This is a genomic window from Loktanella sp. 3ANDIMAR09 (assembly GCF_001420005.1).
In the GTDB taxonomy this organism is placed as follows: Bacteria; Pseudomonadota; Alphaproteobacteria; order Rhodobacterales; family Rhodobacteraceae; genus Loktanella.
The window spans coordinates 139,441-162,148 of sequence record NZ_LJAK01000001.1; the positions used below are offsets into that span (position 1 = coordinate 139,441).

Consider the following 22,708-nt stretch of genomic DNA (forward strand, 5'->3'; position numbering starts at 1 on the left):
AATGCGCCCCGATCATTCAGGACCGGGGCACATTTGTCAGTCGTAACGCAGCTCTGTCGCCTTGCCGCGGAAAATGAAATACGACAGCACCGTATAGCCTGCGATGGCAGGCAGAACGAACAGCGTGCCCACCAGAATGATCATCAGGCTTTCGGGGGCGGAGGCCGCATCGTAGATCGTGATCTGTTCCGGCACGACATAGGGATAGAACGAATAGGCCAGCCCACCGTAGGCAAGGACGAACAATCCCGTGGCCGCCGCAAACGGCGTCCAGGCCCAGCGGTCATCGACGAACGGCAGGCGGCGCAGCTTCCACCACAGGTAGCCGACCAGCGCCAGCGACAGGATCGGCAGCGGTGACAGATAGCCGATCTCGGGCCAGCTGAACCATTTCTCAAAGATGCGGAAACTGACGAACGGCGTGGCCAATGAGATCGCGCCAATGCCTAATATCAAGCCCCAGATACCACCCTTGGCCCAGCGCACCGCATGCTGTTGCAGGTCGCCGTCGGTTTTCCAGATCAGCCAGGCCGCGCCAATGAAACTGTAGCCGACCGTCAGGAACACGGCCGTCAGCACGGCGAAACCGACATGCGGCAGGGTCCAAGTCAGGCCCATGATGTACATGCCCAGCATGAAGCCCTGACTCAGCGATGCCATCAGCGACCCGGCGAAAAACGCGCCATTCCACGCCGCCTTTTGCGACAATGGGGCCTTGGCGCGCATCTCGAACGACACACCGCGCAGGATCAACCCGATCAACATGACAAATACCGGCAGATACAGCGCCGTCAGGATCGCACCATGCGCGGGCGGAAACGCCACCAGCAACAACCCGACGGCCAGCACCAGCCAGGTTTCGTTCGCGTCCCAGAACGGGCCGATCGACGCGACCAGCCTGTCCTTTTCATCGTCGTTGGCCAGCGGCATCAGCAGACCGACACCCAGATCGAAACCGTCCAGCACCACGTAGATCAGGATCGACAATCCCATGAGTGCGGCAAAGGTCCACGGCAGCCAGACAGCCGGATCACCAAACAGGTCCATCGTTATTCTCCCGGCTGCAAAGTGGCGATGTTGACCTCACCCCGGCGCGGGTAGCGACGGTTCGAGAACGGCTCTCCCTTTGTCGCCTTCCGCGCGAGGTAGGTGATCACACCGATATAGGCCACGATCAGCACCGCATAAATCGCGAGGTATCCGATCAGCGTGCTCAGCACCATGCTGGCAGGCACATCGCTAACCGCGTCCTTGGTCGTCAGCACACCCTGCACCAGCCACGGCTGACGCCCGATTTCGGTCGTGTACCAGCCCGCCAGCGTCGCGATCCACCCGCTAAAGCTCATCGCGGTAAAGGCCAGCAGCGGCAGCTTGGGCATCTCGCCGGCACCATAGCGACGCAGCAGGAACGCACCACCCCAGGACAGCAGCAACATGGCGACACCCGTGCCGATCATGATGCGGAACGCGTAGAACACCGGGGCCACACGCGGGTGCAGGATTTCGCCATCCTCACCGACAAAGTCATTCAGACCCGGCACCACACCATCCGCCTTGTGCGTCAGGATCAGCGATGCACCATTCGGAATGCTGATTTCAAAGTCATTCGACCGGGTTTCCTGGTTCGGCACGGCGAACAGCACCAGCGGCACGTTTGACTGCGTTTCCCAGTTGCCTTCCATCGCGGCCACCTTGGCCGGCTGATATTCCAGCGTGTTCAGACCATGCATGTCACCGGCCAGAATTTGCAGCGGGATCAGAACGGCACCCGTGATGATGCCGAACCGCAGCGTGGATTTCACCGCCTCGCCGCGATCACCCCACAGCATCCGCAGGGCAGAGATACCCGCGATCAGGAATGCCACCGTCAGGCCGGACGCCAGCATCATGTGCACGAACCGGTACGGCATGGAGGGGTTGAAGATGATCTCCATCCAGTTGGTCGCATGGACCACACCGTCGATCACCTCAAAGCCTTGCGGCGTATGCATCCAGGAATTCAGCACGATGATCCAGAACGTCGACATCGTCGTGCCGAACGCCACCAGGAACGTCGCCAGCGTATGCACCCAGTTTTTCACACGGGATGCACCGAACAGCATGATCCCCAGAAACACGGCCTCCAGGAAAAACGCCGTCATGATCTCGTAGGCCAGCAGCGGACCCGCCACGTTGCCCACGGTTTCCATGAACCCCGGCCAGTTGGTGCCGAACTGGAACGACATCGTGATGCCCGACACCACGCCCATGGCGAATGACAGGGCAAAGATTTTCACCCAGAACATGTAGGCGTCCATCCACTTCTGGTCGCCGGTCTTGTTGAACCGAAGCTTAAAGAACAGCAGCACCCAGCCCAGCGCGATCGTGATCGTCGGGAATAGAATGTGAAATGAAATATTCGCACCAAACTGGATACGAGAGAGTAGAAGGGTGTCCACCGCAAGCTCCGTCAACACAGGTTCATCGTTGACTTAGATTTATGGATTTCGCGGTTGCAGCAAAAGTCCGTGCGACAATACGCACAGTCAGATGGCGGGTGTAAAACGCCCCATTTCCTGAGGATTCAAGATGCTGCGTCAGCAGGTCGCGGATCGCGGCTGCCGTTTGAATGACGCCGCGACCGTGGCCGCGGCGCCTTTTGTCATCAGTTCAGTGCAGCATCCGTGATGACGCTGGTCCATGCACCGGTCGGTGCTTGGGAAATGACCGGATCGGACCCGCCGGCCAGCAGCGTATCGACGGTGCGCTGGTAATCAGCCTCGTCCAGCGCGCCGTTCGATCCCGCCGTCAGCAAGGCGACCTCGGACATCATGCGCTGCTGCGCCTCCAGGCCCTGTGCGCCGGTCATGTCGTTGTCCAGCACGATCTGTGCGGCCTCATCGGGATTGGCTTCGGCGTATTTCCACCCTTCCATCGACGCCCTGACAAAGCGTGTCATCTTCTCGACGAATGCCGGGTCCTCCAGGTTTTCTTCCAGCACCCACATGCCATCTTCCAGCGTGGCAACGCCCTGATCCTCGTACTTGAACGTGACCAGCTCGTCGGGGCTGACGCCCGCATCCAGCACCTGACCGTATTCGTTGTAGGTCATGGTCGAAATGCAATCGGCCTGACGCTGCAACAGCGGATCGACGTTGAACCCCTGCTTCAGCACCGTGACGCCCTCCTCACCACCATCAGTGGGGATGCCCGCCTGGCTCATCCAGCTCAGGAACGGGTATTCGTTGCCAAAGAACCAGACGCCGATGGTCTTGCCACGGAAATCCTCCACCGATGTGATGCCGGTATCCTTCCAGCAGGTCAGCATCAGGCCGGACGATTTGAACGGCTGCGCGATGTTCACGACCGGCAGACCCTTTTCGCGGGCCGCCAGCGCGCTGGGCATCCAGTTCAGCATCACATCAGCACCGCCACCGGCCAGCACTTGCGGCGGCGCAATATCGGGACCGCCGGGCAGGATGGTGACGTTCAGCCCCTCTGCCTCGTAAAATCCCTTGTCCTGCGCGACGTAATAGCCCGCGAACTGGGATTGGGTGACCCACTGCAATTGCAGCGTCACGTCATTGTCCTGCGCGCTGGCCTGTCCCGCGACAAAGGTCAGCATCGCCGCTGTCATCAGATGTCTCATATCGTTCTCCTTGTTGAGGTTACGCCGGGTTGTCCCGGTCTGGTTATCTGCGTTGGCTCGGGTGCCAGAATGTCAGGACCCTCTCGATCCCGGCCATCCCCCCGTAAAAGACCGACCCCGCCAGGGCCGCCACGACAATCTCGGCCCAGACCAGATCCAGCGCAAGCTGCCCCACGCTGGTCGAGATCCGAAAACCCATTCCCACGGTCGGAGAGCCGAAAAATTCAGCAACAATGGCCCCGATCAGCGCCAGAGTGGTCGCAATTTTCAGCCCGTTGAAAACGAACGGCAGTGCTGCCGGAATGCGCAACTTGATCAGGGTCGGCCAATAGCCCGCGCCGTAGGTGCGCATCAGGTCGCGCTGCATCGCGGTGGTGTCGCGCAGCCCGGCGACCGTGTTGATCAGGATCGGGAAAAACACCATGACGCCCACCACCGCCGCCTTGGACGGCCAGTCGCTGCCCAGCCATTTGACAAAGATCGGCGCCGTCCCCACGATCGGCAGCGCCGCCATGAACCCGCCGACAGGCAGGATGCCCCGCATCAGAAAATCGCTGCGATCCGCCAGCACCGCGACCCCAAAGGCCGCCAACGCCCCGATCACATAGCCGGTCAGCGCCCCCTTCAGGATCGTCTGCTCGAAATCCGCCCAGAGGATGGACAGCGACCCGGCAAAGGTCACGGCAATCGCCGATGGAGGCGGCAGGATGATCGGACTGACCCCCGCCATGCGCACGTAAACCTCCCAGATCAGCAGGATCGTCAGGCCAAATATCACCGGGGCCAGCCAACCGGCGCCCGCAGCGCCGCGTCGCGCCAGCATCAGGTTCAAAAACCATCCGGTGCCCCAGATCACCATGACCGCCGCTGCCGCCATCATGCTGCCATCCCCATGCGTTTCAGCGTCACGCGTTCCAGCGCCGCGAACAGCCCCACCAGTGCTGCCGCCGTGATCGCCGCCGCAAACAACGCAGCCCATGTCACCAGTGGCTGTCCGTATTGATCGCCCACCAGCATCCGCGCACCGAATCCGGCGCGCGCACCCGTGGGCAATTCACCCACGATCGCCCCGACAAGGGACGCCGAAATCCCGATCTTCAATGATGCGAACAGATAGGGCACCGACGCCGGCAGACGCAGCTTCCAGAACCCCTGCGCGGGCCCCGCACTATAGGTCCGCAACAAATCCAGCTGCATCGCATCAGGACTGCGCAGCCCCTTGACCATGCCGACCACCACCGGAAAGAAAGACAGGTAGGCACTGATGATCGCCTTGGGCAGCAACCCCTGGATCCCCAGCGCCCCCATGACGACGATGATCATCGGAGCCAGCGCCAGAATGGGAATCGTCTGGCTGGCAATGGCCCAGGGCATCACGCTCAGATCCATGGTCCGCGAAAATACGATCCCCACGGCCAGCGCGATGCCCAGCGCCGTGCCCATGCCGAACCCCAAAAGGGTCGCCGACAACGTCACCCAGCCGTGATAGATCAGCGACCTGTTCGACGTGGGGGCCACGGCAAAAACCGTGTTCCACAATTCCACCACTACCTGCTGCGGCCCCGGCAGACGCGGCCGGTCCAGCGTATAGGTCATCGGGATCACCGCCGGATTGCCCAGCGCAAGCGCAAAAGCCCCCACCTCCTGGCGCGCCCGCGCATCATCGGGTTCCACGACCATATCGCCCCGCGCCGCCTGATCGGCGGCCAGGTGAATGTTCATCGGCACCACCGCCAGGGTCCAGAACCCCAGGATGAACGCCACGATCGTCAGGACAGGCAGCACCGATCTCATCGCGCACCCATGGCATCATCTTGCCGGAAATACTCCCGCCGGAGGCACCCGCCCCCACAATCAGCGCCACGCTCAATCATCCGCATGCCCCGCCCGCAAACCATCCCGCACCCGGTGCGCAATCGCGATGAACTCAGGGCTGTCACGAATATCCAGGGGGCGCTCGCGCGGCAGAGTGCTCTCGATCACATCCGCGATCCGGCCGGGCCGGGGCGACATCACGACAATCTTGGTCGACAGATACACCGCCTCGGGGATCGAATGGGTGACAAACCCGATGGTCTTTTCCGTCCGCGCCCACAGCTGCAACAACTGCTCGTTCAGATGATCGCGCACGATCTCGTCCAACGCGCCGAACGGCTCGTCCATCAGCAGGATATCCGCGTCAAAGGCCAGCGCCCGCGCGATGCTCGCCCGCTGCTGCATCCCACCCGACAATTGCCAGGGGTATTTGCGCGCGAACCCGGCCAGATCGACCAGCTCCAGCACGCGGCGCACACGCGCCTCCTGCTCCGCTTTGGAATATCCCATGATCTCCAGCGGCAGTTTCACGTTTCCGCCGATCGTGCGCCAGGGATACAGCCCCGCCGCCTGAAACACGTACCCATAGGCCCGCGCCCGCCGCGCTTCGTCCGGCGTCATCCCGTTGACGCTCAGCGCCCCACCCGTCGGTGTTTCCAGCCCCGCGATGCACCGCAGGAACGTCGTCTTGCCACACCCCGAAGGCCCGATGAAACTGACGAAATCGCCCTTCTCGATGTCCAGACTGACATCCTTCAGCGCATGGACCGGCCCGTCATTGGTCTGAAAGGTCAGATCAACCGAACTAGCAGAAATCACAGCTGATCGCGCTGTTTTTGCGGAATGTTCCAAGCCTTGAGGATTGCCGTCCACGGACACCATCTATCCTCAGACCCCCGTCGCCGGAATGCCGGACCGTTCGACGGGGCGCGGTGCGGTCAGCTCTTTCCACGACGACAGCGCCTTGTTCACCGACCCGTTGGGCGCACGCTTCACGAATTTTCCGTGGCCTTCCTGCGCGCGCATCTCGCCGTCGTGCACGGCAACATGGCCGCGCGTCAGGGTGAACCGAGGCAGGCCCTTCACGTGCTTGCCCTCGAACACGTTGTAATCGATCGCGCTGACCTGGCTTGCAGCGGCAATGGTCTTTTCCTTTTCCGGGTCCCAGACCACCAGATCGGCGTCCGCCCCCACCAGCACCGCACCTTTTTTCGGATAACAGTTCAGGATCTTGGCGATATTGGTCGACGTCACCGCAACAAATTCATTCATCGTCAGCCGCCCGGTGTTCACGCCGTAAGTCCACAGCATCGGCATCCGGTCCTCCAGCCCCCCGGTCCCGTTCGGGATCTTGGTGAAATCACCCACGCCATATCGCTTTTGTTCAGTGGTAAAGGCACAATGATCCGTCGCCACCACCGAGAGTGACCCGCTTTGCAGACCGGCCCACAGGCTGTCCTGATGCTGCTTGTTGCGGAACGGTGGCGACATGACCCGTCGCGCGGCATGGTCCCAATCGGCGTTGAAATACTCGGATTCGTCCAGCGTCAGATGCTGGATCAACGGCTCGCCCCAGACGCGCTTGCCCTGCATCCGCGCACGCCGGATCGCCTCGTGACTGTCCTCGCAAGAGGTATGCACCACATACAGCGGCACGCCCGCCATGTCGGCGATCATGATGGCGCGGTTCGTGGCCTCGCCCTCGACCTGGGGCGGGCGCGAATAGGCATGTGCCTCCGGCCCCGTGTTGCCCGCCGCCAGCAGCTTGGCCGACAGTTCCGCCACGACGTCACCGTTTTCGGCATGGACCATCGCGATGCCGCCCAGTTCCGCCAGCCGGTTGAACGACGCGTATAGCTCGTCATCGTTCACCATCAGCGCACCCTTGTAGGCCATGAAGTGCTTGAAGGTGTTGATGCCGCGATCCCGCACCACGGTCTCCATCTCGTCGAACACCTGCTCGCCCCACCATGTCACCGCCATGTGGAACGAATAATCACAGGCGGCACGCCCCGATTTGTTGTCCCACATCTGCAAGGCGTCCAGCAGCCCCTGTCCCGGCGAAGGCAATGCAAAATCCACGACCATTGTCGTCCCGCCCGACAGTGCCGCACGCGTGCCGCTGTCAAAATCATCGGCGGAATAGGTGCCCATGAACGGCATCTCCAGATGCGTATGCGGGTCGATCCCGCCCGGCATGACGTAGCAGCCGGTCGCGTCCAGAACCTCGTCCCCCTTCAGGTCAGGACCGATCTGGGTGATCACACCGCCCTCGATCAGCACATCCGCCTTGTAGGTCAGATCAGCGGTGACAATCGTGCCGTTCTTGATGACTTTGCTCATGGGCGTGGTCCTTATTCAGTCAAACTTCTTCTGGTCAAAAATATCCCGGGGGAGGCGCAGCCGGGGGCAGAGCCCCTAAGACACCACCTCTGCCGTCTCGAGCACCGCATGCAGCAGCACGTCCGCCCCGGCCTTGGCCCAGTCCTTGGTGATCTCCTCGGCCTCGTTGTGGCTCAGCCCGTCGACACAGGGACACATCACCATCGCGGTCGGATACAGGTCGTTGATCCAGCAGGCGTCGTGACCCGCGCCGCTGACGATATCCATATGAGAATAGCCCAGCCGTTCCGCAGCGCCGCGCACTGCCGCCACACAGCCCTCATCGAATGCGGGCGGATCAAACTGACCGACGATTTCGGCGCTGAATTCAACCTCGATATCCGCGCACAGCGCGGGGGCCCGCGCCATCAATTCGTCGACCATGCCGTTCAGCTTGTCCAGCAGATGCGTCCGCATATCGATGGTGAACACGACCTTGCCGGGGATGATGTTGCGGCTATTGGGATAGACGTCGATATGACCGATGGCACCCACCGCGTTGGGCTGGTTTTTCATCGCAATCTCGTGGACCAGTTCCGTGATCAGCGCGAGTCCCCGTCCCGCGTTCTTGCGCATCGACATCGGTGTCGATCCGGTATGGCTTTCCTTGCCGGTCACCGTGCATTCGATCCAGCGCAAACCCTGACCGTGGGTCACGACACCGATATCCTTGCCCTCGGCCTCCAGGATCGGTCCCTGCTCGATATGCAACTCGAACAGCGCGTGCATCTTGCGCTGGCCTACGGTTTCATCACCCTTCCAGCCGATGCGTTCCAGTTCATCGCCAAAGCGTTTGCCCTGCGCATCGACCCGGTCGTTCGCCCAGTCCAGCGTGTGCTTGCCCGCGAAAACGCCCGACGCCAGCATCGCGGGGGCGAACCGTGTGCCTTCTTCGTTGGTCCAGTTCACGACGACGATCGGGTGCCTCGTCTTGATATCCAGATCGTTCATCGTGCGGATCAGTTCCAGCCCGCCCAGCACGCCCAGAACGCCGTCGTATTTGCCGCCCGTGGGCTGGGTATCCAGGTGGCTACCGACATAGACCGGCAGCGCGTCAGGGTCGGTGCCCTCGCGCCGCGCGAACATGTTGCCGATCTCGTCGACAGCCATGGTCATGCCCGCATCCTTGCACCATGCGGCGAACAGGTGACGGCCTTCGCTGTCCTCATCCGTCAGGGTCTGGCGGTTGTTGCCACCCGCGATGCCCGGGCCGATCTGGGCCATGTCCATCAGACTGTCCCACAGGCGGTTCCCGTCGATCCGCAGATTTTCCCCCGGTGCCGCCATGTTCGTCATCCCTCGCCATTCATGATTTGACCGCTTGGTCAAACTCACGCTACCACGGGACCTGAATCCGTCAAGCCTGCGCCGCGACAATCCCGCGCAGCCAGTGCGACGGCACAGCACGCAGGCAGCACCGCCCGAAAAAGCGGCAGCAGGAGAACCGATGGACGACGCAGCGCCCAAGACCCGCATCCAGATCCGCAATCGCAAGGTGATCCTGACCGCCGGACTGGAGGTGTTTTCCGCAAACGGCTTTCGCGGCGCGACGCTCGATCAGATCGCACGCGAGGCGGGTCTGTCGAAACCCAACCTGCTGTATTATTTCCCCTCCAAGGAGGCGATCTACACCGCTCTGCTGGACGCGCTGCTGGACACTTGGCTGGACCCGTTGCGCGCCCTTGACCCGACAGGCGATCCGATCACGGAAATCCTGGGATATGCGCAGCGCAAACTGGCCCTCAGCCGCGATTTCCCGCGTGAAAGCCGCCTGTTCGCCAACGAAATCCTGCAAGGGGCGCCGATGGTGCGTGACCTGTTGAAAACCGACCTCAAGGCGCTGGTCGATGACCGCGCGGAGGTGCTGCAAAACTGGATGGACGCGGGCCTGATCCGCCGCACCGACCCGGTACACCTGATTTTCTCGATCTGGTCACTGACCCAGCACTACGCTGATTTCGACGTGCAGATCCGCGCCGTGCTGGACGAAGAGGACCCGTTTCCCGGCGCGGAATGCTTTCTCGATCAACTCTATCGCAGTCTTTTGGAACCACGCGCCCGTTAGATCCGTTTTCCTGTCAACCAAGGAGAACGAGATGACCCATACATTGACCGTCCAAAAGACCGAACAGCTGACCCACGACACTTATCGGCTGATTTGCAGCAAACCCGACAGCTTTCGATTCGAGGCAGGCCAGGCCACCCATATGGCGCTGGACAAGGATGGCTGGCGCGACGCGGACCGCGCATTCACGATGGTCAGCGATCCCGATGCCGAACATGTCGAATTCGTGATCAAATCCTATCCGTCCCACGATGGTGTCACGGAACTGGTCCCCGATATCCAACCGGGCGACCGCTGGCTGGCCGAGGACCCGGCCGGTGCCATTACCGACCACGGTTGCGGCACCTTCCTGGCCGCCGGTGCAGGCATAACGCCATTCATCGCGATCCTGAACAAACACGCCCGCGAAGGCGTGGGCGGCGATCACCTGATCTTTGCCAACACCCATGACCGCGACATCATCATGAAGGAGACATGGGACCAGATGGCGGGCGTGACGCCGACCTATGTGATTTCGGATCAGGACGATACGGCCCACCGCAAGGGCAAACTGGACCGCGCCATGCTGGCCGACATCGGCATCGCCATAGACAAACCCTGCTATGTCTGTGGGCCGGGTGAATTCGTCGACGACATCCGTGACGCCCTGAGGGAAATGGGCGTGCCAGAGGACCAGATCATCACCGAAAACGGCTGGTAAGTCCGGACAGGACCGGGGGCGCTGCCCCCGGACCCCCGGGATATTTGACACCAGAAGAAGGGAGAGCCCCTATTCTGCTGCAACCGCACCGGGGTTGTTGGGATGCGTGGTCCAGTTTGCATAGTCTTTCTGGACTTCTTTGCCGGTGCGCGGATCAATCGTGCCGGGGGTCATCGCCTCCATCGTGATGCAATCCGCGACCGGGCAGACATCAACGCAGAGGTTGCAGGCCACGCATTCGGCGTCGATCACGCTGAAGGTGCGGTCCTCTGACATGGCGATGGCCTGGTGGCTTGTGTCCTCGCAGGCGGCATAGCAACGGCCGCAAGAGATGCATTTGTCCTGGTCGATCTTTGCCTTGGCGACGTAGTTCAGGTTCAGGTACTGCCAATCGGTGACATTGGGAACGGCGCGGCCCACGAAATCGGCCGTCGAGGTATAGCCCTTTTCGTCCATCCACTGGGACAGGCCCGATTTCATTTCTGACACGATCTTGAACCCATAGGTCATGACGGCGGTGCAGACCTGGACGTTGCCGCAACCGAGCGCCATGAATTCAGCCGCATCGCGCCATGTCGACACGCCACCGATGCCCGAAATGGGCAGACCACGGGTCGCGGGATCGCGGGCGATTTCGGCCACCATGTTCATCGCGATCGGTTTCACCGCAGGGCCGCAATAGCCGCCATGCGTGCCCTTGCCGTCGATCATCGGTTCGGGTGACATCGCATCAAGGTTCACCGAGGTGATCGAGTTGATCGTGTTGATCAGGCTGACAGCATCGGCCCCGCCGTTTTTCGCCGCCTGCGCGGGTTTGCGGATATCCGTGATATTCGGCGTCAGCTTCACGATGACGGGCCGGTCATAGTATTTCTTGCACCAGCGCACGACCATTTCGATGTATTCCGGCACCTGCCCCACGGCCGATCCCATGCCGCGTTCGGCCATCCCGTGCGGGCAGCCAAAGTTCAGCTCGATCCCGTCGGCGTTGGTTTCCTGAACCCGTGGCAGGATGTCTTTCCAGGCCTGTTCCTCGCAGGGGACCATGATCGAGGCGATCATCGCGCGGTCGGGGTAGTCAGCCTTGACCCGCGCCATTTCCTCGAGGTTGACCTCCAGCGGGCGGTCGGTGATCAGCTCGATGTTGTTGATCCCTAGCACGCGGCGGTCGGCCCCGTAGATCACGCCGTAGCGCGGGCCGTTGACGTTGACGACCGGCGGCCCCTCGGCCCCCAGCGTTTTCCACACGACACCGCCCCAGCCCGCCTCAAAGGCGCGGCGCACGTTGTATTCCTTGTCCGTGGGCGGTGCCGAGGCCAGCCAGAACGGGTTCGGGCTCTTGATGCCGAGGAAATCAGTGGTCAGGTCAGCCATGGTGTGTCCTATCGTCGTTAAGTCTGGTGAGCAGGGCAATGGTAGGATGTGCGCCCGCCGACGGTCATCCTGGTGATCGTGCCGTTGCAGCGTGTGCAATCGGCACCATCGGTGCGGTTGTGGATCAGCCAGTCGCGGGGCAGCTGGCTGTAGTCCGCGTTCTTGTCCATCACGGCACCCATCACGTCCTGCACCGTCCGGCGCAGGGCCGCGATGCGGTCAGCAGGCAGATCACGCGCGCAGGCGTCGGGCATGATGCCGGTGCGATAGAGCGTTTCATCCGCCCAGAGGTTGCCGACACCCGCCAGTTTGCGCTGATCCAGCAGTGCGGATTTCACAGCACCCCGCGTGCCGCCGATCACATTGGCAAAGGCATTGTCTCCGATCTGCATCGCATCGGGGCCCAGACGCTTTTGCGCGACAAACCGTTCGATGTCGGCGACCAGCTGCACGTGACCGAACTTGCGCGGGTCGCGAAACGTCAGGCGGCGACCGCCCTCGAAATTGACGGTCAATCGCGCGTAATCCGGCACGTCATCGCCTGCATCCCAGATGCGCAAACTGCCTGCCATGCCCAGATGGATGTGCAGCCAGGGCCCATCCACGGACCCCGCAAAGATGTATTTGCCGTGCCGATGCGTGCGCGTCAGCTGCGTGCCGATGAACCGGTCCAGCTGATCTGGTGTCGGCAGGTCCACATGCGACACCTCGCCGATCGTGAACCCCGCGATCGTGCGGTGCAGACAGTGGTCCGCGATCCGGCGACGCGCGGCATCAGCTTCGGGCAGTTCAGGCATCGCGGACCAAGGCGCTGTGAATGTCCATCGCCGCATCGCGCCCTTGGGCGACGGCCGTCACGGTCAGATCATCGCCACCCTGTGCACAATCGCCCCCCGCCCAGACGCCCATCCGCGTGGTTCGCCCGGCGCCCGTCACCTTGATCTTGCGATCCTCGATCATCAGGCCACCGTCTGTGGTCAAGGTCTGGCCGATGGCGCGGAACACCTGGTCGGCGGGAATGCGGATGATCTCGCCCGTGCCTTTCAGGCCGGTGCCATCGTCTGCGGTATATTCCAGCGCGATTTCACCATCGTGGATCGCATGCGGCTGGACGTTGAACATGATCCGCACACCGTGGCTGGCGGCCAGATCCTGCTCATAGCGGCTGGCCCCCATCCGGTCGCGGTCGCGGCGATAGGCAATGGTCACGGCCTCTGCCCCCAGCAGCTTGGATTGCACGGCCGCATCCACGGCCGTCATACCGCCGCCGATGACGACGACATGACGACCGACGGGCAGTTGTGTCAGGTCGGTCGCCTGCCGCAAGTCAGCGATGAAACTGACCGCATCCGTCACGCTGTCGCTGTCGTCGCCCTCTGCGCCAAGCGCATTCACACCGCCCAGCCCAACGCCCAAGAACACGGCATCAAAGTCGGTGGCGAGGGTGTCCAGCGACAGATCCGCGCCCAGCGCACGACCGGTTTCCAGCGTGATCCCGCCAATCTGCATCAGCCAGGCAGCCTCGCGGGCGGCGAAATCATCGGTGCTCTTGTAGGCGGCGATCCCGTATTCGTTCAGACCACCCGGCTTGGGACGTGCGTCATACAGCGTCACGTCATGTCCCAGCATCGCCAGACGGTGCGCACAGGAAAGGCCCGCCGGACCTGCGCCGACGACGGCCACACGCTTGCCCGTTTCAGGCGCGCGGGTGAACGGATGCCCCTGCTGCGCCATCAGCGTATCGGTGGCATGGCGTTGCAGACGACCGATCTCGACCGGTTTGCCCTCGGCCAGCTCACGCACGCAGGCACCTTCGCACAGGTCTTCGGTCGGGCAGACGCGGGCGCACATGCCGCCCAGGATATTCGCGTCAAAGATCGTGCGCGCTGCGGCCTCTGGCGTGCCGGTGGAAATCTGGCGGATGAACAACGGGATATCGATGTCCGTCGGGCAGGCCGTCACGCAGGGCGCGTCATGGCAGAAATAGCAGCGGTCGGCGGCGACCAGTACCTCGTGCGGGTCAAGCGGCGCGTGCAGGTCGGCAAAGGCTTCGGCCAGCGCATCCGCGCTCAGGCGGCCTGCGGCGATTCCGGGGGCAGTAGGTGATGTCATGGCGGCCTCGGTCGTTGTCTGGATCGCCATCAGCTTTGCACGGTTTTATTTTTTATCAAATGGTAAATTTTAGGCAGCTTGTGAACTTGCCCCGGCCGGCACCGTGGCACTGGCGCATCCCGATCCGATCCGCAATGATGCAGGTCCAGTGGCCAGGGACGCATGTTTGATATGGACGATACGCCGATCGACGTAGATTTCGAGGACGACGAAGACGAGTTCGACCATTTTACCGATGCGCAGGACAGCGTCTGGGACAGGGTGATGGCGGACCTCGCGGCAGGCCGCGCGACGGGCAACTGGGTCTGGTTCGTCTTTCCGGTGCTGACGGGAATAGACGATGCCCCCATGGCGATGTTCTATTCCCTGCGGGACGCGGCAGAGGCCAGCGAATTTGCCCGGCATCCGGTCCTGGGTGCGCGATTGGTCACGTGCCTGCGCAGGCTGACGGAAAATGACCGCCCCTTGTCCGATACCATGGCCGATGAAAACGCCTACAAGGTGCGCGCCTGCGCCACGTTGTTCGAAGCCGCCGTCCCGCAGGACCCGATTTATGCGCGGGCGCTGGACGATCTGTTCGGCGGGCAGCGCTGCACCAAAACGCAGCGCCTGCTGCGCGAACCACCGCCAGCGCTGTTTTGATACACCTGAAGGGGGGCCAGCCCCCCGGCCTGCGGCCTCCCCCCCGGGATATTTCGAAAACAGCGAAGTGTTAGCGCTTCGCCTTGCGGATGCGGGACACCTTGCGTGCGGTCTTGGCCGCTTTGGCCTTGGCGGGGCCGACGCGGCGTTTGCCCGGTTTGCCGCGCCCCTTTGACGGGCCACGCGGCAGGGTCGCGCCATCCAGTTCGATCAGGTCGGCAAGCAATCCACCCGTGGTCGGGACAGCTTCGGTCAGGCGGACCGTCGCGCGCTGACCCAGCCCGATCACAGTGCCGCTGTCCGATCCCATCAGCGTCTGGGTTTCCGCGTCATAGTGGAAATATTCCGCCCCCAGATTGCGCATGGGGATCATCGCATCCGCGCCGGTGCCATCCAGTTTCACAAAGACGCCGAATCGCGCGATCCCGGCGATACGCCCGCCGATCTCGGTCCCGACCCGGTCCGCCAGAAAGGCCGCAAGATAGCGGTCCGTGGTGTCACGCTCTGCCGTCATCGACCGGCGTTCGGTGTCCGAGATCGCCTTGGCCGTGGCGTCCAGATGTTCGATGTCCCAGGGGCTGAGCCCGTCCTTGCCCCAGCCATGTGCGGCAATCAACGCGCGGTGCACGATCAGATCGGAATAGCGCCGGATCGGTGACGTGAAATGCGCATAGGCCCGCAGCGCGAGGCCAAAGTGGCCAAAGTTTTCTGGATGGTAATAGGCCTGCGTCATCGACCGCAGCGTGGCGATGTTGATCAGTTCAGCACTGTCTGTGCCTGCCGCGGCAGCCAGCAGGCGGTTCAACGTGGCCGTGCGCAGCACCTGCCCCTTGGCCAGCGCAAGGCCGGCGCTGTCGGCCACTTCGCGCAGGGCGTCCAGTTTTTCGGGGCTGGGTTCCTCGTGGACGCGGAACAGCAGGGGGGTCTTTTTCGCGATCAGGGTTTCGGCAGCACAGACGTTCGCCAGCACCATGAATTCCTCGATCAGGCGATGCGCATCCATGCGTTCCTTGTGGTTGACCGCCGTCACCTTGCCGTCGTCGTCCAGTTCGATCCGGCGCTCGGGCAGGTCCAGGTCCAGGGGCTGGCGCGTCTCGCGGGCGCGCCTGAGCGCATCATAGGCGTCATACAGCGGCGCGATCACATCGTCGACCAGCGGGGCGGTCCGCGCGTCGGGGTTGCCATCGCGCGCGGCCTGCGCCTGTTCATACGACAGCGAGGCCACCGACCGCATCATGCCGCGATGGAACTGATGGCTGATCTTGGTGCCGTCCGCGTCGATATGCATCTCGACCGCAAGACAGGCGCGGTCGACGTGTTCATGCAGGGAACACAGATCACCCGATAGCGTATCGGGTAGCATCGGCACGACGCGGTCAGGGAAATAGGTGGAATTGCCGCGTTTGCGGGCCTCGACATCCAGCGCACTGCCCGGGGTGACATAATGCGCCACATCGGCAATCGCGACCCAGATGACGAAACCATCACCGTCACGCTGCACAAGCACCGCATCGTCCCGATCGCGGGCGTCTGCCGGGTCAATGGTCAGCAGCGGCATGTCACGCAGGTCCTTGCGTTTGCCCATCGGTGCCGGTTTCGCGGCATCGGCCTGCGCCACCACCTCGTCCGGGAAATGGTCCGGGATGCCGTGCTGGTGGATTGCGATCAGGCTGACGGCGCGTGCGCTGGTCGGGTCGCCCAGCCGGGTCAGGATGCGCGCCTTGGGCAGACCCATCCGGCCCTTGGGGCCAGTCTGTTCAGCTTCGACCAACTCGCCGTCGCGGGCACCACTGGTCGCGCCGGCGGCGATCGTCCACTGCTTGTCCGACCCCTTGTCGATGGGCATGACACGGCCGCCCTCTGACGCGGCGCGGAACACCCCGAGGATGCGTTGCGGGTTCGTCCCGATCCGGCGGATCATGCGGCCCTGATAGGCATGTGCCTCGCCCGGTGTGGCGGTCAGTCGCGCAAGCAGGCGATCACCGGGCCCGAGCGCGGGGTCAGAGGCGCGCAGCGCCAGCAGGATGACGGGCGGGTCCGTGTCCTCGGCCCATTCCAGGGGTCGCGCCAGCAGATCGCCGTCTGCATCCGGACCCGTGACCTCGATCACGCTGACGGGGGGCAGTTTGCCCGGCTCGCGGTAGCTGGACCTGCGTTTGGTCAGGGAGCCCTCGGCCTCCATCTCGCGCAGGAGCGCCTTGAGGTCGACACGCGCCGCACCCTTGATGCCAAAGGCACGGGCGATATCGCGTTTCGCGGTCTGCGTCGGATTGTCGGCCAGAAAGGCCAGCACGTCGCGTTTGGAAGGGATCTGTTTCATGCACAGCACCTAGTGCGGCGGCCTGCCGGTTGCAAATGGCGGACCGGGGCGCTGCCCCGGACCCCGGGATATTTTTGACCAGAAGAAGCCGTCAGGCGAAGTAGTCGCGCAGGATGCGGCCATAGATGGCCTTGAGCGTCTGGATATCCTGCACGGGGACCTTTTCGTCGACCTGGTGCATGGTTTTGCCGACCAGGCCGAATTCGACGACGGGGCAGTGATTTTTCACGAACCGCGCGTCCGAGGTGCCGCCGGAGGTCGACAATTCGGGCATGACCCCCAGTTCGGCCTGCACGGCCTTGCCGATCAGGTCGGACAACGGGCCGGGCGGGGTGAGGAAACTTTCGCCGCTGACCTTGATCTTCATGGTGATGGCGATGCCGGTGTCCGCCGCGACCGCATCGGCATGGGATTGCAGCCAGTCGGTCACCGATGCGCCACTGTGGTGATCGTTGAACCGGATGTTGACCGTGCCACGGCAGGACGCCGGGATCACGTTGGTTGCTGGATTGCCCGTGTCCATCGTCACGATGGCCAGCGTCGAGGCGTCGAAATGATCGCTGCCCTGATCCAGCGGTTCGGACGCCAGCCGGTCCATCAGCCGCGCCATGGCAGGCAGCGGGTTTTTCGCCCGGTGCGGGTAGGCGGAATGGCCTTGTTCGCCGGTAAAGGTGATCCAGGCCGTCATCGAGCCGCGCCGCCCGATCTTCATCGCCTCGCCCATGTGGTTCGGGCTGGTCGGTTCACCCACCAGGCAATCGGTCATCGCCTCGCCGTTCTGCGCCATCCAGTCCAGCAGCGCGGTGGTGCCGTCGAGCGCATCGCCCTCTTCGTCACCGGTGATCGCAAGGATCACTGCACCGTCCGGTGGCGTGTCACGCACAAAATCACAGGCGGCAGCCGCAAAGGCCGCGACACCGGATTTCATGTCCGTGGCACCACGTCCCCACAGAAAACCGTCCTTGATGACAGCGCCGAAGGGATCGACGCTCCAGTCATCGGGATTGCCGATGGGCACCACATCCGTGTGCCCGTTGAACCCGAAACTGCGATTGGCCCCCTTGCGTCCCCAGCGCGCATAAAGATTGCTGACGCCACCGCGATCCACCCGCGTGCAGTCAAATCCGGCCCCTGACAACAGATCCTCCAGCAACAGCAATGCGCCGCCCTCGGTCGGTGTCACAGATGCGCAGCGCACCAGTTGCGCTGTCAGGTCAACGGGGTCGATCGGGTCAGTCATGGCGCGCCTCTCTTGCTATGGGACATAGCGGTAGCCTGCTGTCCGTCAGGATGCAAATGCTGTGGCCAATGCGCCACGCGAACGCAACGACGCGCGATTATTCAATGACACAGAGAAATTTGTCGTGCATCTTCAAGGGAATAAATGACCCGAGGCAGGGCAAACCCCAATGTGGGTGTGAGTGCGAGCAGGCACCACAACATATAGCGAAACACGGGACAACGATCCTGTGCAAGCGTTTGCGCTGACCCCGGGCTGTTGCGGCAAGGGGCATTTAAATGGCGACGGCATCGGAACTTTCGATGAACCAGAACGCGTCTGCGGCACAAATGGCGCAGACGATCTTTGGCGACGGCGTGATCGTGGTGGGCGCGTCCTATTCGGGATCGAGCTATTCTTCGGCGACCTATTCGGGCGGTGACAGCACCAGCCCCGGTGTGGTGCCGGGCGATACGGGCGTCATCCTGTCCACGGGGCGCGCGTCGGATTTCACCAATTCCCAGGGCTGGGGGAACTGGTCGGGCGACCCGAACCTCAGCACCAACACGTCGACCAACTCGGGCGGACAGAACGGCAACGCGGATTTCGAGGCCATTTCAGGCCAGCGCACATTCGATGCATCGTTCCTGACGGTCAATTTCATTCCCACCGGCAATGTCATGTCGATCAAGTTCGTCTTTGCGTCGGACGAATACCCCGAATACGCGTCGTCGATCTATAACGACGTGGTCGGTGTTTGGGTCAACGGCACGCACATCCCCCTGTCGGTGACGCAAAGTGCTGCGTCCGTGACGGAAATCAACGATACCGAGAACATCAACCTCTACAAGGACAACACGGGCGATCAATACAACACCGAAATGGATGGTTTCACCGTCAGCATGACGCTGACGATCCCGGTCAACTCGGGCCAGGTGAACACGATCAAGCTGGGCATCGCCGACGCCTCTGACAGCAACTACGATTCCAACCTGCTGATCGCTGGCGACAGTATCCAGACGACGGTCATCGCCATCCAGGACGATGTGACCATCGCACCGGGCGGCACCCAGAACGTCGATCTGCTGGCCAATGACCTGAATGCGACCGGCGGCGTGCTGTCGGTGACCCATATCAACGGCGTTGCGGTCAATCCGGGCGACACGGTCATCCTGCCATCGGGACACCAGGTCACCCTGCTGGCCGACGGCACGGTCGACATCCTGACCACGAACGTCGAGGAAAAGGTCAGTTTCACCTACGAGACCACCAGCACCAACGGGCTGGGCCAGGAGGTGGGTGGCGATCTTGGATTTGTCACGGTCGACACGGTTCCCTGCTTTGTCGCGGGCACACTGATCCGCACGCCGCTGGGCGACATTCCGGTCGAGACGCTGGAACCCGGCGATCTGGTCGATACGATGGATGACGGCGCACAGCCCCTGCGCTGGGTGGGACGTCGCACCGTCGCGGCAGAGGGCGCATTGGCCCCCATTGCCATCGCCGCGAATGCGCTGGGTGAACACGCGGCCCTCATGCTGTCGCCGCAGCATCGCGTGTTGCTGGGCGACCCGCTGTCCAGTCTGCTGTTCGGCGAGGACGAGGTGCTGGTCGCAGCCAAGGATCTGGTCAACGACCTGACGATCCGCCCCAGACCCGGCGGCGACGTCACCTATCTGCATCTGATGTTCGACCGCCACCAGGTCATCTGGGCCGAGGGCCTGCCCACCGAAAGTTTCCTGCCCGGCCCCCAGATGAAAAAAGCCTTTGCCCGCGAGGCGCTCGAGGAGATCACCACGCTGTTTCCCCAGATCGACTGGACCTCTGGCCGTGGCTACGGGCCTGCGGCCCGCCGCACGCTCAAGCGGTTCGAGGCGCGTGTCTTTCGCGGGTCTGCCCTTTGAACTGGATCGGCCTGCGCGAGGCACGGACCGCCCTGTTTGACACAGGGGGTCTGGCCACGCCATCGGCACGGCCCGGCGATCTGGACGCGCTGATGGCGCGCGGGGCACTGATGGTGGACTGTGCGATCCTGCCCAGCCTGACCGAACAAACGTTGCTGTCCTATGCCGCAAAAACGCCTTGGGATACGGCGCTGTCGATTGCGCTGTCACCCGAAGGCGTTGTGATCCTGCGGCATCGCGTGGGTCGGTCGCAGCGGACCTACCGCCTGGACACGGGGGTCAAGGAACGCGCCGTTTCGGTCACCATCGTTTTCAACTGGGACGCGCCAGCCAGACGGGCCAGCCTGTCGGCTGAATTCCCCGACACCGGCGCGTTGGCCTATCGCGTGCTGGATGCGCCGCTGCCGCCGACCCTGCGCGACGCCCGTCGCATCATGATGGACCGCCGTCAGTGCTATCTTGCCCCTGGCGTCCGCTTTGCCGCGATTGCGACCGATCAGGTCCCGGTCGGACCGCTGCCATCGCTGGACGGTCAGACGCAGGTCATCACCCAGACAGGCCGTCGCAGCATCCAGTCGCTGCGCCCCGGCGATCTGGTGCAGACCGCGACAGGCAGCATGGCACAGGTTCGCTGGACCGGTGCGGTGACCTTGCCTGCGCGCGCACGGTTCCGTCCCCTGCGGGTCAAGGCGCCGTTCTATGGTGCACTGCGCGACATCGACTGTGCCGCCTGCCAGCAGATCAGGTTTCACCATTCCGCCGTGGACTATTTGTTCGACACCCGCACGGTCATCGCCCGCGCCGGTGACCTGCTCGAAGGTCTGACACCGCGCCTGCAACCGGATCAGGTGCTTGAAACCTACTGGCATGTCTTGCTGGATCGCCCGGTGCCGATGCAGATCCATGGGGTGGCGTGCGAATCGCTGAACGCCCGCGATCTGCTGGCCGACCCTGTCCTGCGGTCATTGTCCGTGCTCAGGAATTTGCCCAAGGAACTGTTTCCGCAGGACGCCGGACCAGCGCCATTGCGCCTGAAACACTACGAGGTGCGGTCACTGTGTGAATCGCGCGCCGCCTAATCGTCGGCGTCGTCGTTTTCGTCACCCTCGTAGAACGGGGTCATCTGCGCCACGATCACGCTGTTTTCGTCCAGCGCCCGCTGCATCAGCGCACGTTCCTCGTCGGGAATGTCGTGACCTTCGGCCAGACGTTCATCCAGCGTTCCGTAGCCCGACACGTCCAGCGGTGACAAATCAGCCTGTTTCAGGATCGCCACGGTTTCGCGCACGGCCTCTGCCTCGTCCACACCGCTGGCATAGCACATCAGCGCGGCCCCGGTTGCGCCCTTTGGCAGACCATCATCCTTGGACCGGCCAACCTCGACCAGCAGCGTATAGACCTGTTGCACACGTTTGTTCATGTCGCCAGCAGTCGCGCGGCAGGCACCCGATTGTCAAGCGGCGGTGAATTGGACGGCCAAGGCTGCCGCGTAAATCGCGATCAACAACACGCTTTCGATGCCGATCCGGCCCGGACCCGCGCGTTGTCGCAGGATCAAACCGCCCAGCAGGACGGCTGTCATCAGCAGACCCGTTGCCAGCCAATACAGGTCGGTACCGCTGACCGCATGGAACAGTGACCCGTCGCGATAGCTGACGTCGGATGCAACCAGAAACAGCGTGTCAAAGGTGTTGCCGCCGATGATGCCGCCCACCGCCAGTTGCAGCGCACCGCGTTTGACTGCCGTCAGTGTCGTCACCAATTCCGGCAGTGACGTCACCACGGCGGTAATCACGGCACCCACCAGGGATGATGCCAGACCGAACCGGGTGATCAGGCTGCCACCGACCTGGGAAATGACGTAACCTCCCAGACCCATCACCGCCACGAGTGCCAGGAAAATCAGCGCCGGGCGCAATGCCGAGCGGTCTTTTTCGTCGTCGTCTTCGGGTTCATCGGTGCGGGTGTCGCGGGTCTGTACCGGTCGCCACATCGGCTGTTCCGATACGGTCTGCGTCAGCTTTACGCCGCCAAGGTAGGCCAGGAACATCAGGATCGATGCCGGATGCACCCCGAAATACGCCATATCAGGACCGGCCATCGCACACAGCGGAATCGAGAGCAGCACGATCAGCATGACCGCCTGAAACAGATTGGCCGGTTCCGCTGCCGCATGTTCCAGATTGGCCTTACGGTGGATGATATCCGCAAGCGCCAGAAACAGCGTCTGCGCCGCGATCCCGCCGACCGAATTTGAAAAGGCGAAACTTGCATCACCGCTGATCGCCGCATCCACCGACACCACGACACCGGCCAGCGACGTGGCGGCACCCAGTATCAGACCACCGGCCAGCGCCTCGCCCATGCGCGTGCGGTCGGCGATGATATCGGCCAACCCCGTTGCCTTGATCGACGACACGACGACAGCCGCAGCGGCGAGGATGAAAACAAGGAGCAGCAGCGGTAGGGGCAGATTCGCGATCATGTGCGATGGCCTTTAACTAAAAAAGCGGCACGCAAACCTGCGCGCCGCCTTGTCTGTCGGTC

At 62.8% G+C, this 22,708-nt stretch carries 20 protein-coding genes; 5 read left to right on the forward strand and 15 right to left on the reverse strand.

Annotated features, from left to right (window positions below; translation table 11 throughout):
* Nucleotides 1-36: 36 nt before the first annotated feature.
* From AN189_RS00720 to AN189_RS00755, 8 genes are all read right to left on the reverse strand, one after another.
* Nucleotides 37-1,047, reverse strand: a complete 1,011-nt coding sequence (locus tag AN189_RS00720) for a cytochrome d ubiquinol oxidase subunit II (protein WP_056029517.1) — start codon at nucleotides 1,045-1,047, stop codon at nucleotides 37-39.
* 2 nt (nucleotides 1,048-1,049) lie between these two features.
* On the reverse strand, nucleotides 1,050-2,438 hold the full coding sequence (locus AN189_RS00725; RefSeq protein ID WP_056030623.1) for a cytochrome ubiquinol oxidase subunit I: 1,389 nt from the start codon (nucleotides 2,436-2,438) through the stop codon (nucleotides 1,050-1,052).
* A gap of 206 nt (nucleotides 2,439-2,644) precedes the next feature.
* Nucleotides 2,645-3,616: an ABC transporter substrate-binding protein gene (locus AN189_RS00730; RefSeq protein ID WP_253279535.1), complete on the reverse strand. Its 972-nt coding sequence runs from the start codon at nucleotides 3,614-3,616 to the stop codon at nucleotides 2,645-2,647.
* Between the two features lie 55 nt (nucleotides 3,617-3,671).
* On the reverse strand, nucleotides 3,672-4,505 hold the full coding sequence (locus tag AN189_RS00735; protein ID WP_083484214.1) for an ABC transporter permease: 834 nt from the start codon (nucleotides 4,503-4,505) through the stop codon (nucleotides 3,672-3,674).
* Nucleotides 4,505-5,422 (reverse strand): ABC transporter permease, encoded by a 918-nt coding sequence (locus AN189_RS00740; RefSeq protein WP_056029525.1) that lies wholly within the window; start codon nucleotides 5,420-5,422, stop codon nucleotides 4,505-4,507. Before AN189_RS00740 ends, AN189_RS00735 begins: the two co-directional genes overlap by 1 nt.
* 72 nt (nucleotides 5,423-5,494) lie before the next feature.
* Nucleotides 5,495-6,325: an ABC transporter ATP-binding protein gene (locus tag AN189_RS00745; RefSeq protein WP_083484198.1), complete on the reverse strand. Its 831-nt coding sequence runs from the start codon at nucleotides 6,323-6,325 to the stop codon at nucleotides 5,495-5,497.
* 6 nt (nucleotides 6,326-6,331) lie between these two features.
* On the reverse strand, nucleotides 6,332-7,786 hold the full coding sequence (gene hydA, locus AN189_RS00750) for a dihydropyrimidinase (RefSeq protein ID WP_056029528.1): 1,455 nt from the start codon (nucleotides 7,784-7,786) through the stop codon (nucleotides 6,332-6,334).
* Between the two features lie 75 nt (nucleotides 7,787-7,861).
* Complete coding sequence (locus AN189_RS00755; RefSeq protein WP_056030627.1) at nucleotides 7,862-9,112, reverse strand: Zn-dependent hydrolase; 1,251 nt, start codon at nucleotides 9,110-9,112, stop codon at nucleotides 7,862-7,864.
* A gap of 160 nt (nucleotides 9,113-9,272) precedes the next feature.
* Here AN189_RS00755 and AN189_RS00760 point away from each other — a divergent pair, with 160 nt between their 5' ends.
* Nucleotides 9,273-9,890 (forward strand): TetR family transcriptional regulator C-terminal domain-containing protein, encoded by a 618-nt coding sequence (locus AN189_RS00760; protein ID WP_056030631.1) that lies wholly within the window; start codon nucleotides 9,273-9,275, stop codon nucleotides 9,888-9,890.
* Nucleotides 9,891-9,921: 31 nt separating this feature from the next.
* A complete protein-coding gene (locus AN189_RS00765) occupies nucleotides 9,922-10,590 on the forward strand; it encodes an FAD-binding oxidoreductase (protein WP_056029531.1) in 669 nt (222 codons plus the stop codon).
* A 69-nt stretch (nucleotides 10,591-10,659) separates the two neighbouring features.
* Here AN189_RS00765 and preA read toward each other — a convergent pair whose 3' ends face one another.
* The 3 genes from preA to AN189_RS00780 are packed head-to-tail and all read right to left on the reverse strand — an operon-like array spanning nucleotide 10,660 to nucleotide 14,076.
* Nucleotides 10,660-11,964: an NAD-dependent dihydropyrimidine dehydrogenase subunit PreA gene (gene preA / locus AN189_RS00770; protein WP_056029534.1), complete on the reverse strand. Its 1,305-nt coding sequence runs from the start codon at nucleotides 11,962-11,964 to the stop codon at nucleotides 10,660-10,662.
* Nucleotides 11,965-11,981: 17 nt separating this feature from the next.
* Nucleotides 11,982-12,761, reverse strand: a complete 780-nt coding sequence (locus AN189_RS00775; RefSeq protein ID WP_056029537.1) for an Fpg/Nei family DNA glycosylase — start codon at nucleotides 12,759-12,761, stop codon at nucleotides 11,982-11,984.
* Nucleotides 12,754-14,076 (reverse strand): NAD(P)-dependent oxidoreductase, encoded by a 1,323-nt coding sequence (locus AN189_RS00780; protein WP_056030634.1) that lies wholly within the window; start codon nucleotides 14,074-14,076, stop codon nucleotides 12,754-12,756. The genes AN189_RS00775 and AN189_RS00780 overlap by 8 nt, the downstream gene beginning before the upstream one ends.
* Before the next feature lie 162 nt (nucleotides 14,077-14,238).
* Between AN189_RS00780 and AN189_RS00785 the strand changes: the two genes are divergently transcribed.
* The gene (locus AN189_RS00785; protein ID WP_056029541.1) at nucleotides 14,239-14,718 is read left to right on the forward strand and encodes a DUF1810 family protein; all 480 of its coding nucleotides are present in this window, start codon (nucleotides 14,239-14,241) and stop codon (nucleotides 14,716-14,718) included.
* Between the two features lie 70 nt (nucleotides 14,719-14,788).
* Here the strand turns inward: AN189_RS00785 and rnr are convergent, their stop codons facing one another.
* Both rnr and dapE read right to left on the reverse strand, forming a co-directional pair.
* The gene (gene rnr, locus AN189_RS00790) at nucleotides 14,789-17,038 is read right to left on the reverse strand and encodes a ribonuclease R (RefSeq protein WP_056029544.1); all 2,250 of its coding nucleotides are present in this window, start codon (nucleotides 17,036-17,038) and stop codon (nucleotides 14,789-14,791) included.
* Between the two features lie 91 nt (nucleotides 17,039-17,129).
* Nucleotides 17,130-18,278, reverse strand: a complete 1,149-nt coding sequence (gene dapE / locus AN189_RS00795) for a succinyl-diaminopimelate desuccinylase (RefSeq protein ID WP_056029547.1) — start codon at nucleotides 18,276-18,278, stop codon at nucleotides 17,130-17,132.
* A gap of 278 nt (nucleotides 18,279-18,556) precedes the next feature.
* Between dapE and AN189_RS00800 the strand changes: the two genes are divergently transcribed.
* Nucleotides 18,557-20,161 carry a Hint domain-containing protein gene (locus AN189_RS00800; protein WP_056029550.1) on the forward strand — a complete coding sequence of 535 codons (1,605 nt, stop codon included), beginning with the start codon at nucleotides 18,557-18,559 and terminating at the stop codon, nucleotides 20,159-20,161.
* Nucleotides 20,158-21,240: a Hint domain-containing protein gene (locus AN189_RS00805; protein ID WP_056029553.1), complete on the forward strand. Its 1,083-nt coding sequence runs from the start codon at nucleotides 20,158-20,160 to the stop codon at nucleotides 21,238-21,240. Before AN189_RS00800 ends, AN189_RS00805 begins: the two co-directional genes overlap by 4 nt.
* On the opposite strand, the gene AN189_RS00810 is transcribed toward AN189_RS00805, so the two are convergent.
* On the reverse strand, nucleotides 21,237-21,581 hold the full coding sequence (locus tag AN189_RS00810; protein WP_056029556.1) for a hypothetical protein: 345 nt from the start codon (nucleotides 21,579-21,581) through the stop codon (nucleotides 21,237-21,239). The genes AN189_RS00805 and AN189_RS00810 overlap by 4 nt on opposite strands.
* 33 nt (nucleotides 21,582-21,614) lie before the next feature.
* Nucleotides 21,615-22,646 (reverse strand): sodium:calcium antiporter, encoded by a 1,032-nt coding sequence (locus AN189_RS00815; RefSeq protein WP_056029559.1) that lies wholly within the window; start codon nucleotides 22,644-22,646, stop codon nucleotides 21,615-21,617.
* Between the last annotated feature and the right edge of the window lie 62 nt (nucleotides 22,647-22,708).

What these genes read in the sequence shown, in the direction of transcription:
- AN189_RS00720 (WP_056029517.1), bottom strand. Translation starts at nt 1,047, where the DNA reads ATGGACCTGTTTGGTGATCCGGCTGTCTGGCTGCCGTGGACCTTTGCC.
- AN189_RS00730 (WP_253279535.1), bottom strand. Translation starts at nt 3,616, where the DNA reads ATGACAGCGGCGATGCTGACCTTTGTCGCGGGACAGGCCAGCGCGCAG.
- AN189_RS00735 (WP_083484214.1), bottom strand. Translation starts at nt 4,505, where the DNA reads ATGGCGGCAGCGGCGGTCATGGTGATCTGGGGCACCGGATGGTTTTTG.
- AN189_RS00740 (WP_056029525.1), bottom strand. Translation starts at nt 5,422, where the DNA reads ATGAGATCGGTGCTGCCTGTCCTGACGATCGTGGCGTTCATCCTGGGG.
- AN189_RS00745 (WP_083484198.1), bottom strand. Translation starts at nt 6,325, where the DNA reads ATGGTGTCCGTGGACGGCAATCCTCAAGGCTTGGAACATTCCGCAAAA.
- hydA (WP_056029528.1), bottom strand. Translation starts at nt 7,786, where the DNA reads ATGAGCAAAGTCATCAAGAACGGCACGATTGTCACCGCTGATCTGACC.
- AN189_RS00755 (WP_056030627.1), bottom strand. Translation starts at nt 9,112, where the DNA reads ATGGCGGCACCGGGGGAAAATCTGCGGATCGACGGGAACCGCCTGTGG.
- AN189_RS00760 (WP_056030631.1), top strand. Translation starts at nt 9,273, where the DNA reads ATGGACGACGCAGCGCCCAAGACCCGCATCCAGATCCGCAATCGCAAG.
- AN189_RS00765 (WP_056029531.1), top strand. Translation starts at nt 9,922, where the DNA reads ATGACCCATACATTGACCGTCCAAAAGACCGAACAGCTGACCCACGAC.
- preA (WP_056029534.1), bottom strand. Translation starts at nt 11,964, where the DNA reads ATGGCTGACCTGACCACTGATTTCCTCGGCATCAAGAGCCCGAACCCG.
- AN189_RS00775 (WP_056029537.1), bottom strand. Translation starts at nt 12,761, where the DNA reads ATGCCTGAACTGCCCGAAGCTGATGCCGCGCGTCGCCGGATCGCGGAC.
- AN189_RS00780 (WP_056030634.1), bottom strand. Translation starts at nt 14,076, where the DNA reads ATGACATCACCTACTGCCCCCGGAATCGCCGCAGGCCGCCTGAGCGCG.
- AN189_RS00785 (WP_056029541.1), top strand. Translation starts at nt 14,239, where the DNA reads ATGTTTGATATGGACGATACGCCGATCGACGTAGATTTCGAGGACGAC.
- rnr (WP_056029544.1), bottom strand. Translation starts at nt 17,038, where the DNA reads ATGAAACAGATCCCTTCCAAACGCGACGTGCTGGCCTTTCTGGCCGAC.
- dapE (WP_056029547.1), bottom strand. Translation starts at nt 18,278, where the DNA reads ATGACTGACCCGATCGACCCCGTTGACCTGACAGCGCAACTGGTGCGC.
- AN189_RS00800 (WP_056029550.1), top strand. Translation starts at nt 18,557, where the DNA reads ATGGCGACGGCATCGGAACTTTCGATGAACCAGAACGCGTCTGCGGCA.
- AN189_RS00810 (WP_056029556.1), bottom strand. Translation starts at nt 21,581, where the DNA reads ATGAACAAACGTGTGCAACAGGTCTATACGCTGCTGGTCGAGGTTGGC.
- AN189_RS00815 (WP_056029559.1), bottom strand. Translation starts at nt 22,646, where the DNA reads ATGATCGCGAATCTGCCCCTACCGCTGCTGCTCCTTGTTTTCATCCTC.